Origin of the sequence: Bradyrhizobium sp. NAS80.1 (genome assembly GCF_001908205.1) — a bacterium.
Classification (GTDB): Bacteria; Pseudomonadota; Alphaproteobacteria; order Rhizobiales; family Xanthobacteraceae; genus Bradyrhizobium.
In genome coordinates, this window is sequence record NZ_LGHL01000232.1 from 13962 (window position 1) to 27554 (window position 13593).

12 protein-coding genes and 1 pseudogene are annotated in these 13593 nt (G+C 64.0%); 1 reads left to right on the forward strand and 12 read right to left on the reverse strand.

Translation table 11 applies throughout. From position 1 onward, the window contains the following. Window positions 1-13: 13 nt before the first annotated feature. Window positions 14-805: an acyl-ACP--UDP-N-acetylglucosamine O-acyltransferase gene (lpxA, locus tag AC629_RS38700; protein ID WP_084809949.1), complete on the reverse strand. Its 792-nt coding sequence runs from the start codon at window positions 803-805 to the stop codon at window positions 14-16. A gap of 99 nt (window positions 806-904) precedes the next feature. Between lpxA and AC629_RS38705 the strand changes: the two genes are divergently transcribed. Further along, entirely contained in the window at window positions 905-1342 is a 438-nt protein-coding gene (locus AC629_RS38705; protein WP_502693089.1) for a KTSC domain-containing protein, read from the forward strand. Between the two features lie 73 nt (window positions 1343-1415). On the opposite strand, the gene fabZ is transcribed toward AC629_RS38705, so the two are convergent. The 11 genes and pseudogenes from fabZ to AC629_RS38760 all read right to left on the reverse strand — a co-directional run bounded on the left by fabZ (window position 1416) and on the right by AC629_RS38760 (window position 13295). Further along, complete coding sequence (gene fabZ / locus AC629_RS38710) at window positions 1416-1877, reverse strand: 3-hydroxyacyl-ACP dehydratase FabZ (RefSeq protein ID WP_084809950.1); 462 nt, start codon at window positions 1875-1877, stop codon at window positions 1416-1418. Further along, window positions 1874-2941 carry a UDP-3-O-(3-hydroxymyristoyl)glucosamine N-acyltransferase gene (gene lpxD / locus AC629_RS38715; protein ID WP_084809951.1) on the reverse strand — a complete coding sequence of 356 codons (1068 nt, stop codon included), beginning with the start codon at window positions 2939-2941 and terminating at the stop codon, window positions 1874-1876. The genes fabZ and lpxD overlap by 4 nt, the downstream gene beginning before the upstream one ends. A 125-nt stretch (window positions 2942-3066) precedes the next feature. Further along, window positions 3067-5626: pseudogene (gene bamA / locus AC629_RS38720) on the reverse strand (outer membrane protein assembly factor BamA). A 172-nt stretch (window positions 5627-5798) separates the two neighbouring features. Further along, complete coding sequence (rseP, locus tag AC629_RS38725) at window positions 5799-6950, reverse strand: RIP metalloprotease RseP (protein ID WP_084809952.1); 1152 nt, start codon at window positions 6948-6950, stop codon at window positions 5799-5801. 43 nt (window positions 6951-6993) lie between these two features. Next, window positions 6994-8217 carry a 1-deoxy-D-xylulose-5-phosphate reductoisomerase gene (gene dxr, locus AC629_RS38730; RefSeq protein ID WP_084809953.1) on the reverse strand — a complete coding sequence of 408 codons (1224 nt, stop codon included), beginning with the start codon at window positions 8215-8217 and terminating at the stop codon, window positions 6994-6996. A gap of 4 nt (window positions 8218-8221) precedes the next feature. Then, the gene (locus AC629_RS38735) at window positions 8222-9064 is read right to left on the reverse strand and encodes a phosphatidate cytidylyltransferase (RefSeq protein ID WP_143199784.1); all 843 of its coding nucleotides are present in this window, start codon (window positions 9062-9064) and stop codon (window positions 8222-8224) included. After that, on the reverse strand, window positions 9061-9819 hold the full coding sequence (locus tag AC629_RS38740) for an isoprenyl transferase (protein WP_084809954.1): 759 nt from the start codon (window positions 9817-9819) through the stop codon (window positions 9061-9063). The genes AC629_RS38735 and AC629_RS38740 overlap by 4 nt, the downstream gene beginning before the upstream one ends. Window positions 9820-9828: 9 nt before the next feature. After that, entirely contained in the window at window positions 9829-10392 is a 564-nt protein-coding gene (gene frr / locus AC629_RS38745) for a ribosome recycling factor (RefSeq protein WP_074120125.1), read from the reverse strand. A 67-nt stretch (window positions 10393-10459) separates the two neighbouring features. Beyond that, complete coding sequence (gene pyrH, locus AC629_RS38750; RefSeq protein WP_084809963.1) at window positions 10460-11176, reverse strand: UMP kinase; 717 nt, start codon at window positions 11174-11176, stop codon at window positions 10460-10462. 61 nt (window positions 11177-11237) lie between these two features. Continuing rightward, on the reverse strand, window positions 11238-12161 hold the full coding sequence (gene tsf, locus AC629_RS38755; protein ID WP_084809955.1) for a translation elongation factor Ts: 924 nt from the start codon (window positions 12159-12161) through the stop codon (window positions 11238-11240). Between the two features lie 138 nt (window positions 12162-12299). Continuing rightward, window positions 12300-13295, reverse strand: a complete 996-nt coding sequence (locus AC629_RS38760; protein WP_084809956.1) for a 30S ribosomal protein S2 — start codon at window positions 13293-13295, stop codon at window positions 12300-12302. Window positions 13296-13593: the final 298 nt, after the last annotated feature.

Sequence of the window (13593 nt, forward strand, 5' to 3'; positions counted from 1 at the left end):
GGCCATATCAGGTTCACTTCTCGATGGCGGGAAGACAGAGCGGGCGCTTGCCCTTGCCGATGAAGTCGAGGATTTCGGCGATGGCGGGGTCTTCACCGGCGAGCGGCCGCGCCGCCTCGAGCCGCTCGGCGAAAGTGCCGGGACCGTAGAAGAGCTTCTGGTAGAACGAGCGCACGGTCGCGAGACGCTGCTTGGTGAAATTGCGCCGCTTCATGCCGATCAAATTGAGGCCTTCCAGCACCGCGTACTGGCCGTTGACGAGACCGAACGGGATGACGTCGTCGCGCACGCCGCAAACGCCGCCGACCATCACATACGGGCCGATGCGCGTGAACTGATGCACCGCGGACAGGCCGCCTATATAAACGGAATCGCCGATCTCGCAGTGGCCGCCGAGCGTCGCCGAGGTCGCGAAGATCACGTTATTGCCGACCATGCAGTCATGGCCGACATGGCTGTTGTTCATGAAGTAGCCGCCGTTGCCGACGCGCGTCAGCCCACCGCCCTTGATGGTGCCGACATTCATCGTCGCGCCTTCACGGATGGTGCAGCCGGAACCGATCTCGAGCCGGGTCGGCTCGCCCTTGTAGCTGAGATCCTGCGGCGCGCCGCCGAGCACGGCGAAGGGAGAGATGACGCAGCCGTCGCCCACCGACGTATGACCGATGACGGTGACCTGCCCGATCAGCTTGCAGTTCGCGCCAAGCACGGCATTCGGGCCGATGATGCAATAGGGCCCGATCTCGGTGCCCTCGCCGATCACGGCGCCGTCCGCGACACGTGCGGTGGGATCAATCTTACTCATCAAGAAGGTCTGATTATCCGTTGAAGTCACTAGGTTTTCCGCTGGTTAGCGCGACTATGCCCGATCTGTCCAGTGACGTATCATATCCGCGTATTTCACGTGCCGGATGAGCTGGCCGTCTCAGCGCGTCAACACGTTCATGTGGAGCTTGAAGTCATCGTGGTCAGGGCCCTGGCAATCCTGCTCGCACAGTTGGTCGCGGCACCGCTCGTGTCCGAGACGATCGAGATCGGCGAACGCCACGTCGACCTCGGCACGTTCGAATGCCGCGACATCACCCGCAGCACGGTGCTTCAGCGCGTCTGCTACGACCGGGCGCAGCAAGACCTCATCGTCGGGATCAGCGGCAGGTATGACCGCTATTGTAGCGTCCCTGCCGCAGCGGTCGAGCGCCTCCTGGGCGCCCTGTCCATGGGACAGTTCTTCAACCAGAATATCAGGCGTGAGGCGACCGGCGAGCGCTTCGGCTGCCGGGCGCGCGAGCGTCTCTCTTTGGGCCAGAGCGTTTTCGAGCGAAGTGGATACCGGTTCGCGTAAAGAAAACGCGTCAAAACAATAATCTAGAGCCCCGCTCCGCTTCCATCGGAACGGAAAATGGCTCTAGCCCCGCTCAGTCCGTCAGCATCGCGCCGACATCGGCTTCCGCGACGACTTGGCCGTTGACCTTGGCGTCGCCGTGAAACCACCACATCGTCTTGCGGCGGCCGAGTGAGCGCATGTGATACTCGATGGTATCCCCGGGCAGCACGGGCTTGCGGAACTTGCACTTGTCGATGGTGAGGAAATACACCGCCCGCGGCTTCTCAGTGCCCTCGACCGAGGTGATGCCGATGACGCCTGCGGTCTGCGCCATCGCTTCGATCATCATCACGCCCGGATAAACCGGGCGCTCCGGGAAATGCCCCTGGAAGGCCGGCTCGTTGAAGGTGACGTTCTTGATTCCGATGCCGCTGTAATCGGCGCGGATGTTGATCACGCGGTCGATCAGCAGCATCGGAAAGCGGTGCGGCAGAGTCCGGAGGATCGCATTGATATCCACCAGCTCGAACTTGATCGGTGATTCCTCCGTCATTCCCGTCCCTCGTCCTTCGGATCGGCCTTGCTGTCGCGTACCAGGCGCTCCACCGCGATAATTTCCTTGAACCACTGTTTGGTAGGCTTGGCAAAAAAGCCACCCCAGCGTCCGTTCGGCGGGATGTCGTCCTTGACGCCGCTCATCGCGGTGACCTGGGCCCCGTCGCCGATCTTGAGGTGATTGTTGATGCCAACCTTTGCCCCCAGCGCCACGTTGTCGCCGATCGTCAGGCTGCCGGCGAGCCCGATCTGTGCTGCCAGAAGGCAATTCCGGCCGATCGTCACATTGTGGCCGATCTGGACCTGGTTGTCGATTTTGGTGCCCTCTCCGATCACGGTGTCGCGCAAGGACCCGCGATCGATGGTGGTGCCGGCGCCGACTTCCACATTATTCTGGATCAGCACCCGGCCGGTCTGGGGCACTTTCAGATGGCCCTCGGGGCCGAAGAAGATGAAGCCGTAGCCGTCCTGGCCGATCGAGCAGCCGGGATGGATCAGCACGTTGTTGCCGATCAGCGCGCACTGGATCGCCGTGCGGGCGCCGACATTGCAGTCCCGGCCGATCTTCACTCCCGGACCGATGACCACGCCGGCACCGATCACGGTGCCACTGCCGATCTCGACCCCCGGGCCGATGACCGTCAGGGGATCGACGACGACGTCGTCCTCGAGCCGCGCCGAGGGGTCGATGATGGCCGACGGAGCGATGCCGTCATTGCCGACCCAGGACTGGGGGCGCAGCGCATCGCCGTGCCATTCCCGGGCGATTCGGACGAAGGCGCGGAACGGCTGCGCCACCCGCAGCACGGCCACATGCGCAGGCACCTGGGCCTCGAAGCGCGGGCTCACGAGGCAAGCTCCGGCCTTGGTCGCCTTGAGCTCATCGGCATATTTGAGGTTATCGAAGAACGTCAGATGCATCGGGCCGGCTTCGTCGAGCGAAGCCAGACCCGTGATCACGTGGCCGCCCCTCGCGGGATCGACCAGTTGCGCCTTGGTCAGCGTGGCAATGTCAGCCAGCGCTGAGGCAGGCGGTTTTTTGAAGAAGGTCGGCTGCGCCATTCCACCCCGTCGCGGTCCGGCTTCGGCATGAAGCGGCCTGGCCGCATCATGCCTCATCTCTTGAATTGGCACGATCCCTTTCGGAAACCGGCTCCACTGATCCGGATCGTGCTGTGCTGATCGAACTAGAACGTGGTGCCGCCGCCGAACCTGAACTGCTGCACGCGATCGTACTGGCCCTTGGTGAGCGGCACGGCGTAGTCGAACCGCAGCGGACCGAACGGCGACTGCCAGATCAGGCCAATACCGACCGACGACCGGATCACCTTGCTGTCGTCGTAGATCAGGCCCGTACAGGTGCCGGCACTGACCGGATTGGTGGTCGACGGGATACAGTTCGAGTTGGCTGGCGTGGTCAGTTCGTTCGTAACCGACCACGTCGTCGGTCCCTTGTAGTCATACAGGCCGCCGGCATCGGCGTAGACCGCGCCCTTCAGACCCACTTCCTTCGGCAGGAACCAGAACGGCATCTGCAATTCGAACGAAGCGCCCCAATACTTGGTGCCGCCAAGCGCGTCCTGCGTGTCGAACGGGTTGATGTCGCGCGGGCCGATGCCGTTCGGGGCAAAGCCACGGACGAGGTTCGGACCCATCTGGAAGTGATCGAGCATGCGAATGTCGTTATTGCCGATCTTGTTCAGGATGCCGCCCTGAAGGTGGACGAGGCCGACAATGTCGGACACCAGCGGAGCATAGTATTTCGCGTCCATGACGGACTTCAGGTAAGTGACGTCGCCACCCACGCCGGCGAAATCCTGACGGAAGTCGACGAGTAGACCGTCGGTGGGGTTCTTGTTGTTGTCCAGCGTGTTGTAGGACAGCGAATAGCCGAGCGCCGAGGTCAGCGTCTTGCCGCCCGCAAGCTCCTTGCGCACCGGCAGCGAGGCTTCACCATCGCTGTAGCAGCCGAGGCCGTTGGTCGACGCGGCAAGTGGGATGCCACTTGCGTTGGAGAAGGCCGGGCTCGGGTTGAAGAGCGGGTTCGGCGTCACGCCATCCGCCAGGAACTGGGTGTTGTTACAGTTCGCCAGGTAGAACGGCAGCGAGATTTCCTGCTGGTAGATCGAGTAACGCAGCTGGAGCGCCAGATCTTCACGCAGGCTGAAGCCGAGGCGCGGCGAGAAGCCGAGCGTCTTGGTGCCGTAGGAGATGAAGCTGTTGGAGAGCTGCTGGCGCTGATAGAGGTCGAGGCCCAGCGCAACACGGTAGTCGAGCAGATACGGCTCGACGAACGATAGCGAGTAGCCGCGCGCGTACTGGCCATAGGTCACCGACGCCTTGGCGTACAGGCCGCGGCCGAGCAGGTTGCGTTCGGAGATCGAGACTTCCGCCAGCGCACCGTCGGTCGTGGAGTAACCGCCCGAGACCGAGAAGTCGCCGGTCGATTTCTCTTCCATATCGACGATCAGGATCACGCGGTCGCTCGACGAGCCCGGTTCCGTCGTGATCTTCACGCTCTTGAAGTAGTCGAGGTTCTTCAGGCGCCGCTCGGCACGATCGACCAGCGCGCGGTTGTAGGCATCGCCCTCGGAGATGTCGAACTCGCGACGGATCACGTAGTCGCGCGTACGAGTGTTGCCGCGCAGGTTGATGCGCTCGATATAGGTGCGCGGCCCCTCGTCCACGTTGAACACGACGGACACGGTGTGCGCCTCGAAGTTGCGGTCGCCGCCGGGACGGACCACCGCGAAGGCATAGCCGCGGCGCGAGGCCTCGACCTGCATCTCCTCGACCGATTTTTCGACCGCTTCGACGTTGTAGAGCGAGCCGACATTGACGCGCGAATAGGAGCGCAGCGAGCTGGGATCGAAGTTGGGAATGCTGGAGCGGAAATCGACCGTACCGACCCGGTATTGGGCGCCTTCCTCGATCTTGAAGGTGACGTTGAAGCCCTTCTTCTCCGGATCGTATTCGGTGAGCGCGGCGACGACCTGAACGTCGGCGAAGCCGTTCTTGAGATAGAAGCGGCGGATGAGATCGCGGTCGGCCTCGACGCGATCCGGATCATAGATGTCGCCGCTGGCGAGGAAGCTCAGCAGGTTCGATTCGTGCGTCTTGATGACGTCCCGCAAACGATAGGCCGAGAATGCGTTGTTTCCGATGAACTCGATCGACTTGACGCCGGTCTTGGCGCCCTCCTCGATCGTGAAAATGAGATCGACGCGGTTGTTCGGCTGCTCGATGATCTCCGGCGTGACGCGGACGTCGTAACGACCGGACCGGCGATAGATTTCGGCGATTCGCAGCGTGTCCGACTGCACCATGGCACGGGAGAAGGTGCCGCGTGCCTTGGACTGGACTTCAGCGGTGAGCTGCTCGTCCTTGATCTTCTTGTTGCCCTCGAAGGCGACGCGACCGATCACCGGGTTTTCCACCACCGAGACGATGATCTGGCCGCCGGGACCGCGGTTGATTCGCACGTCCTGGAACAGGCCAGTCTCGATCAACGCCTTCAGACCGTCATCGATCGCACCTTGATCGAGGCGACCGCCCGGGCCTGGCTTGAAATAGGAGCGGATCGTCTCCACCTCGACGCGCCGGTTCCCTTCGACGGAAATCGACTGAACAGTCTGAGCGAGCGCAGACGAAGACACCAAAACAGCCCCGATCGGGGCAACCACCGGCGCGCCGAACATGATCAGGGTTGCGAGCAAGCCCCCCCCGGAGTCGCAGTCCAAACTTCATGCGCAACGCGCCCTTATTCCGACCAGACCCAACCCCAACGCCGGTCTGGGAGATTCCCCAAGTTCAGGCCGCTTGTAGCCAATTTCACCGACGCCGCAAACGGCCGAGCGCGCCGTAATTTCAATTTCATTCCAAGACGTTGCTCAACAGCAACGCCACAAAAAAGCCCCGATCAGGAAGCCGCCATCCGAAGGATGTCGTTGTAGGTCGCAAACACCATCAGCATCAGCACCAAGCCCAGCCCGATTCGGAACCCCATTTCCTGAGTCCGCTCGGACAAGGGCCGGCCGCGGACCACTTCCGCCGCATAGAACATAAGGTGACCACCATCGAGCAGCGGGATCGGAAACAGGTTCAGCAGGCCGATTGACACCGATAGCACCGCGCACAGATTGATCACGAACTGGAACCCGGCGCTGGCCGCCTGCCCCGACATCTTCGCAATGCCGAGGACGCCGCTGACTTCGTTGGGATTGCCTTGCCCTACGAACAGCGAGCCCAGGAACTTGAAGGTGCTGGTGATGATGAACCAAACCTGCTCGACCCCGATCTTGAGGGCCTCGCCTACCCCGACCGGCGCGGTCGAGGCCTCACCAGCCTGCGACTTGTGCTCGACACCGAGCACGCCAACGCGGTGGCGGTTGCCGAAGGGATCCTTGCGCTCGAGCAGTGCCGGCGTCGCGCTCAGCGACACGATGGCGCCGTCGCGCTTGACCTGGAAAGTAAGCGCCGAACCGGCATTCATCGCAACGATTCGCTGCATGTCGGCAAAGCTCTCGATCGGCTTGCCGTCGATCTGGACAACGACGTCGCCGATCTTGAACCCGGCCGCAGCGGCAGCGCCATCGGCAACGACGCCGTCAACGCGCGCGATCGTGCTCGGCTTGCCGTAGTACAGCGCCATGCCGGCGAAGATCAGCGCGCCGAGGATGAAATTGGCAATTGGTCCGGCCGCGACGATGGCGGCGCGCGGGCCGACCTTCTTGTGGTGGAAGCTGCCGGCGCGCTCCTCGGGCGTCATGGCCGCGAGCGTCTCGGCCGAGGGGGTCGAGGCCTCGCTCTCGTCGCCGAAGAACTTGACGTAGCCGCCGAGCGGGACCGCCGAGATCTTCCAGCGGGTGCCATGGCGGTCATTGAACCCGATCAGCTCAGGTCCGAAACCGAGCGAGAAGGTCAACACCCGAACGCCCGCCCAGCGTGCGACCAGAAAATGGCCGAGCTCGTGGAAGAACACGACGATGGTCAGGACGAACAGGAAGGGAACCACGTAGCCGAGGAGCCCGTGGCTCAACGAGCTGAAACTATGGACAAAAAAGTCAAACATCGATTTCCCTTATCCAGCGCCGCAAGGCCCTGGCCCGAACCATCTAGGATGCCTTTAAGGCAATTTGAGGCAATAGGGCGGCAGCTCTATTTCGCGCGACATGGTCAACGGAGATTGCATCGTCGGCGGAGGTCAGCGGCGCCTGGTTCCCGCCACGGATCCAATCCTCCAGCGTCGCCTCGACCAGGCGGGCAATGGCGCCGAACCGGATCTTGCCGGCGATGAACGCGGCGACCGCGACCTCGTTGGCAGCGTTGTAGACCGTGGTCGCCCCCTTCCCGGTCCGGAGCGAATCATAGGCCAGCCGCAGGCCGGGGAAGCGCTCGAAGTCCGGCGCCTCGAAGGTCAGCTGGCCAATCTTGGCCAGATCGAGCTTGGCCGCCGGCCCCTTGATGCGGTCGGGCCAGCCGAGGCAGTGCGCGATCGGCGTGCGCATGTCGGGCGCGCCAAGCTGGGCCACCACCGAGCAATCCGAGAACTCGACCATGCCATGGATGATCGACTGCGGATGAACGAGGACGTCGATCTCGTCCGGGCTCAGCGCGAACAGATAGGACGCCTCGATCACCTCGAGCCCCTTGTTCATCATCGAGGCGGAGTCGATCGTGATCTTCTGGCCCATGCTCCAGTTCGGATGCTTCAGCGCCTGGGCGAGCGTGGCCTGTTCGATGTCGGCGCTCTTCCAGGTCCGGAACGGCCCGCCCGAGGCCGTGATGATGACGCGAACGAGCTCATCGCGATTGCCTGAGCTGAGCGCCTGGAACAGCGCATTGTGCTCGGAATCGGCCGGCAGGATACAGGCGCCCGCTTTCGCCGCGCGCTGCATGAAGAAATCGCCGGCGCAGACGAGACATTCCTTGTTGGCGAGCGCGACATGGGCGCCGCGATCGACCGCCGCCAGCGCCGGCTTCAGTCCGGCCGCGCCGCTGACAGCCGCCATCACCCAATCGGCCGGACGCGCGCCGGCCTCGATCACCGCGCTTTCACCGGCGCCGCATTCGGTGCTCGTTCCCGCCAACGCGGCCTTGAGCTCGCCGAGCTTGGAGGTGTCGGCGATAGCGACGTAGCGCGCGGAAAATTCCTTCGCGAGCTTTGCCAGCGCTTCGACATTACCGTTCGCCGTCAGCGCCTCGACACGGTAGCGCTCGGGCGAGGCGCGCAGCAGATCCATCGTGCTGTCGCCGATCGAGCCGGTGGCGCCGAGAACCGTGACGCTGCGGACGGCAGACGCCGCAGCCTTGTTGTTACGCAATGGGACCGCACTCATATCTTCACCAAACCACAAGACCGCTTCCGGCGCTATGCACACCATGGCGGAGGAAGCCGATAATCCATGCCATCAGGATGGCGGCGACAAAGCCGTCCAGGCGGTCCATAAGCCCGCCATGGCCGGGAATTAAGTGACTGGAATCCTTGACCCCGAAGCGCCGCTTGATCGCGGATTCGAAGAGGTCTCCGAGTTGCGACACCACCGATAGAACGGCGCTGACGAGCAGCAGTGGAACCGCCTTTCCGACGCCGAACGTGGCAAAGCTGGCCGCAACTGCCAGGCTCGCGGCAAAGCCGCCGAGCGCGCCGGCCCAGGTCTTCTTCGGGCTCACGCGCGGCCACAGCTTCGGCCCGCCAATGCCGCGACCGGCGAAATAGCCGCCGATGTCGGTCGCCCAGACCACGAGCAGCACGAACATCAGCGCGGCGAAGCCGTTCACGAGATCCTGGCGCACCAGGATCGAGGCCAGCAGCGCCGCCGATGCATAGGCGAATCCGGCAGCCGCCCAGACGAACTTGCTCCGCGCGATCAGCGTCACGACCGCGCCGCCGATGAGGCCGGTGATGACAGCGGTCTTGAGCGCACCGAAGGCAACGCAGAAGCCCATAATGGCGAGGACAATCGTCCCGGACGCGGTCAGCGCAACGGATCCCGCGCCAACTACCATCAGCCACTCCGCGAGCAGCCCGATCGCAACCAGGGTGACGAGAAGCGCCCACAGCCAGCCGCCGACATAGGCAAGCGCAATGGCGAGCGGCGCCAGCACCAGCGCTGCGAGGACTCGCAGCGCGAGATTGCTAGAGGCAGGTGCGGAGCCTGCCGGTGCGGCGCCGGGTTCGCTCACGAGGCGGTTTTCGCGACCAGGCCGCCGAAACGGCGCTCGCGCCTGGCGAATTCGGCGATCGCGCTTTCCAGCGCCGCCTTGTCGAAATCGGGCCAGTGGATCGGCACGAAGACGAGCTCGCTATAGGCGGCCTGCCACATCAGGAAATTGGACAGCCGCTGCTCGCCGCTGGTGCGGATGATGAGATCGGGATCTGGAATGTCGGGCGCATCGAGATGGGCACCGAGTGTCTCGGCGTCGATCGTGCCAGGATCGCGCCTGCCCTCCGCGACTTCGCGCGCGAGCTTCTGCGCCGCTTTCGCGATCTCCTGCCGCGAGCCGTAGTTAAAGGCGACGACGAGCGTCAGGCGCGTGTTGTCGCGCGTCAACTCCTCCGCCTCGTTCAGGAGCGCGCAGATGTCGCCCTCGAGCCCCTCGCGCTCGCCGATGATGCGGACCTTGACGCCGTCACGATGCAGGCTCGCCAGATCGTTGCGGATGAAGCGCCTGAGCAGGCCGAAGAGATCGCCGATCTCGCTCGCCGGGCGCGACCAGTTCTCCGAGCTGAAGGAGAAGATGGTGAGATAGCGGATGCCGAGCTCGTGCGAGGCGCGAACCACGCGGCGCAAGGCTTCCACGCCGCGGCGATGCCCCTCCGCACGCGGCAAGCCGCGCGCGGCCGCCCAACGCCCGTTGCCATCCATGATGATGGCGACATGCGCAGGCGCGTCGGACCGGTCGGGTCCTTCCGTTGCGGGCGCGGCGGCGTTGGACATGAGGCGGCCTTAGACGGTGAGGATTTCTTTTTCCTTGGCGGCCAGCAGCTGGTCGATCTCGGCGATGGTACCGTCGGTCGCCTTCTGCACATCGTCGGCGTGACGCTTCTGATCGTCCTCCGACATCTCGTGGTTCTTCTCGAGCTTCTTGAGAACGTCGAGACCGTCGCGGCGGACGTGGCGCGCGGCGACCTTGGCGGCTTCCGCGTATTTGTGCGCGACCTTGACGAGCTCCTTGCGGCGCTCCTCGTTGAGCTCGGGAATGCGCAGACGCAGGACCTGGCCTTCGGTCGCAGGCGACAGACCGAGATTGGAATCGACAATCGCCTTCTCGACCGGCTTCACCATCGACTTGTCCCAGACCTGCACCGAGATCAGCCGCGGCTCCGGCACGCTGACGGTGGCGAGCTGGTTGAGCGGCATGTGGCTGCCATAAGCCTCGACCTGGACCGGGTCGAGCATCGACGCCGACGCGCGGCCGGTACGCAGGCCGCCAAGCTCGTGCTTGAGCGACTGGACGGCGCCCTGCATGCGGCGCTTCACTTCGTTGATGTCGAAATTACCCGTGGCCATCTCGCTTCTCCTTCAAAATCCCGGCGACCTCTCCCGCGCCCTTTCCTCAGGGCACGACGATGAGCCGTCAGCCGGCGACGATGGTTCCGTGGCCGCTGCCACGCAGAATCGCGCCGATCGAACCCGGCTCCGCGATCGAGAACACGATGATAGGCAGCGACGTCTCGCGGGCAAGCGCGAAGGCGGTCGCATCCATAACCTTGTAGCCACCCTCGATCGCCTGCGAATGCGTCAGCCGGTCGAACCGTGTGGCGGTCGGATCCTTCTTCGGGTCGGCCGAGTAGACGCCGTCGACATTGGTCGCCTTCAGGACCGCCTGCGCGCCGATCTCGGCGGCACGCAGCACGGCGGTCGTATCGGTGGTGAAGAACGGGTTGCCGGTTCCGCCGCCGAGCAGCACGATCCGGCCCTCGGCGAGGTATTTGTGCGCTGCGGTGCGGGTGAACAGTTCGGAAATCTCGGGCATGACGAAGGCCGACAGCGTGCGCGCCGGCGTGCCCTTGCGCTCGATCGCCGCTTCCAGCGCGAGGCAGTTCATCATGGTGGCAAGCATGCCCATGGTGTCGCCCGTCGGGCGCGACACGCCGCGCGAAGACACCTCGACGCCGCGCACGATGTTGCCGCCGCCGATCACCACCGCAACCTCGGCGCCGAGATGGCGGGCGGCGATCAGATCGTCCGCAACCCGGTCGACGGTCGGCTGATCGATGCCAAAACCCTGCTGTCCTGCGAGGTATTCGCCGGACAGCTTGATCACGACGCGACGATAGACCGGATCAGTCATGAGCACTTTTCCTTGTCCGGGCGCCGCTTCCGGCGGCACGCCGGAAGGAACGTTCCAGCGCTTACTTCTTGCCGCTGGCCGCAGCGACCTCGGCCGCGAAGTCGCTTTCCTGCTTCTCGATTCCCTCGCCGAGAGCATAGCGCACAAAGCCCGCGATCTTCACGGGGCCGCCGACCTTGCCTTCGGCTTCCTTCACCGCCTGCGCCACCGACTTGCCGGTGTCGTGGATGAAGGCCTGCTCGAGCAGGCAGACTTCCTTGTAGTAGGTCTTCAGGCCCGACTCGACGATCTTCTCGATCACGTTCTCCGGCTTGCCCTGCTGACGATATTTGTCGGCGAGCACGTCCTTCTCGCGCTTGACGACCGCCGGATCGAGGCCGGACGGATCGAGCGCAAGCGGATTGGCGGCGGCGACATGCATCGCGATTTGGCGGCCGAGCGCGGCGAGCTCGTCGGCCTTGCCGGGCGATTCCAGCGCCACGATCACACCCATCTTGCCGGCACCATCGATCACGGCACCATGGACGTAGTGCGCTACGACGCCCTGGCTCACTTCGAGCGAAGCGGCGCGGCGCAGCGTCATGTTCTCGCCGATGGTGGCGATCGCGTCATTGATTGCGGTTTCGATCGTGACGTCGCCGACCTTGGCGGCCTTGATCTTCTCGACATCGGCGCCAACGTCGAATGCGACCTGGGCGATCATCTTGACGAGGCCCTGGAACTGGCCGTTGCGCGCGACGAAGTCGGTTTCGGAGTTGACCTCGACGACGACACCCTTGGTGCCCTTGGTGAGCGCGCCGATCAGACCCTCGGCCGCGACGCGGCCCGACTTCTTGGCGGCCTTGGACAGACCCTTCTTGCGGAGCCAATCCTGCGCCGCTTCCATGTTGCCGTCGTTTTCGGTCAGCGCGGCCTTGCAGTCCATCATGCCCGCGCCGGTCGACTCGCGCAGGTCCTTGACCATCGCAGCTGTGATCGTTGCCATCGTTGAAAATCCTTCTTGCCTGCCGGTTTGCCGCGGCGTGGCATCCAATTGCCCCCGCCGCGGTCCATCTCAGGAATTCGCGTCAACTGAATGAAATGGTGGCCGGATCCCGTCCGGCCAACCCATCGCTCTTTTTGACTATTCCGCTTCCGCGGTCAGCGCCTTGGCCTTGGCCACCCAGGCATCCGCGCGGCTGGGCAGACCGACTTCTTCGCCGATCGTGTGCGCGGTGTCGTGATCGAGTTCGGCGAGCTGCCAGTAGTGGAAGATGCCGAGGTCGTTGAACTTCTTCTCGATCGCACCCGACACGCCCGGGAGCTTCTTGAGATCGTCGGCGGTGCCGCGCGGACCGGCAAGGCCCTGGAAGCCGCTCGACGAGGCAGCCGGCAGATCTTCAGCGAGCGGACGAGCCGACGCGCCGATATCGATTCCCGAATCGCCCTGGGCGCGCGAGATGCCGTCGATCGCCGCACGCGCGATCAGATCGCAATAGAGCGCGATCGCACGGCCTGCGTCGTCATTGCCCGGCACCACATAGGTAATCCCCTTGGGATCCGAATTGGTGTCGACGATCGCGGCGACCGGGATGTTGAGCCGCTGGGCTTCCTGGATCGCGATGTCTTCCTTGTTGGTGTCGATCACGAAGATCAGGTCGGGCAGACCGCCCATGTCCTTGATGCCGCCGAGCGAGCGGTCGAGCTTGTCGCGCTCACGCTGAAGCGTCAGGCGCTCCTTCTTCGTGTACGAATTGGCCTCCCCGCCCGCCAGGACCTCGTCGAGGTGACGCAGGCGCTTGATCGAAGCCGAGATCGTCTTCCAGTTGGTCAGCGTGCCGCCGAGCCAACGCGAATTGACGAAATACTGCGCGCAGCGCTTGGCAGCGTCCGCGACGCCGTCCTGCGCCTGGCGCTTGGTGCCGACGAACAGGATGCGGCCGCCCTTGGCGACGGTGTCGCTGACCGCCTGCAGGGCGTTGTGCAGCATCGGCACGGTCTGCGCGAGGTCGACGATGTGGATGTTGTTGCGAGCGCCGAAAATGTACGGAGCCATTTTCGGATTCCAGCGGTGAGACTGGTGACCAAAGTGAACGCCAGCTTCGAGCAGCTGACGCATGGTGAAGTCGGGTAGCGCCATCGTTTTAATTCTCCGGTTGGTTCCTCCGGAAACGTGTGAGCAAAACGGAGCGTTCTCGCCCCGGCAGCCACCGGACGGCCTTGTGAGCCATGTTTCCGTGTGAGATGGCGCGCTATATAGCGCCATTTCGGGCAGAAGCAAGGAAATAAGGGCCTTTCGGGAGGTTTACGGTCCGCGAAAGGCCCCTTCCCCTGATACCACCCTGATCCCTAGCATTTCGGCTGGTTGGGCGGGCATTTCTTGGCCGCGGGCGCCGCAGGATGCGGGGGAGCTGCCGGACGCGGCGGCGCCGCGGCCA

Excerpts from the sequence above, each read along its gene's own strand:
- tsf (WP_084809955.1), bottom strand. The coding sequence starts at position 12,161 with ATGGCAACGATCACAGCTGCGATGGTCAAGGACCTGCGCGAGTCGACC.
- pyrH (WP_084809963.1), bottom strand. The coding sequence starts at position 11,176 with ATGACTGATCCGGTCTATCGTCGCGTCGTGATCAAGCTGTCCGGCGAA.
- AC629_RS38760 (WP_084809956.1), bottom strand. The coding sequence starts at position 13,295 with ATGGCGCTACCCGACTTCACCATGCGTCAGCTGCTCGAAGCTGGCGTT.
- lpxD (WP_084809951.1), bottom strand. The coding sequence starts at position 2,941 with ATGGCGCAGCCGACCTTCTTCAAAAAACCGCCTGCCTCAGCGCTGGCT.
- dxr (WP_084809953.1), bottom strand. The coding sequence starts at position 8,217 with ATGAGTGCGGTCCCATTGCGTAACAACAAGGCTGCGGCGTCTGCCGTC.
- lpxA (WP_084809949.1), bottom strand. The coding sequence starts at position 805 with ATGAGTAAGATTGATCCCACCGCACGTGTCGCGGACGGCGCCGTGATC.
- fabZ (WP_084809950.1), bottom strand. The coding sequence starts at position 1,877 with ATGACGGAGGAATCACCGATCAAGTTCGAGCTGGTGGATATCAATGCG.
- frr (WP_074120125.1), bottom strand. The coding sequence starts at position 10,392 with ATGGCCACGGGTAATTTCGACATCAACGAAGTGAAGCGCCGCATGCAG.
- rseP (WP_084809952.1), bottom strand. The coding sequence starts at position 6,950 with ATGTTTGACTTTTTTGTCCATAGTTTCAGCTCGTTGAGCCACGGGCTC.
- AC629_RS38740 (WP_084809954.1), bottom strand. The coding sequence starts at position 9,819 with ATGTCCAACGCCGCCGCGCCCGCAACGGAAGGACCCGACCGGTCCGAC.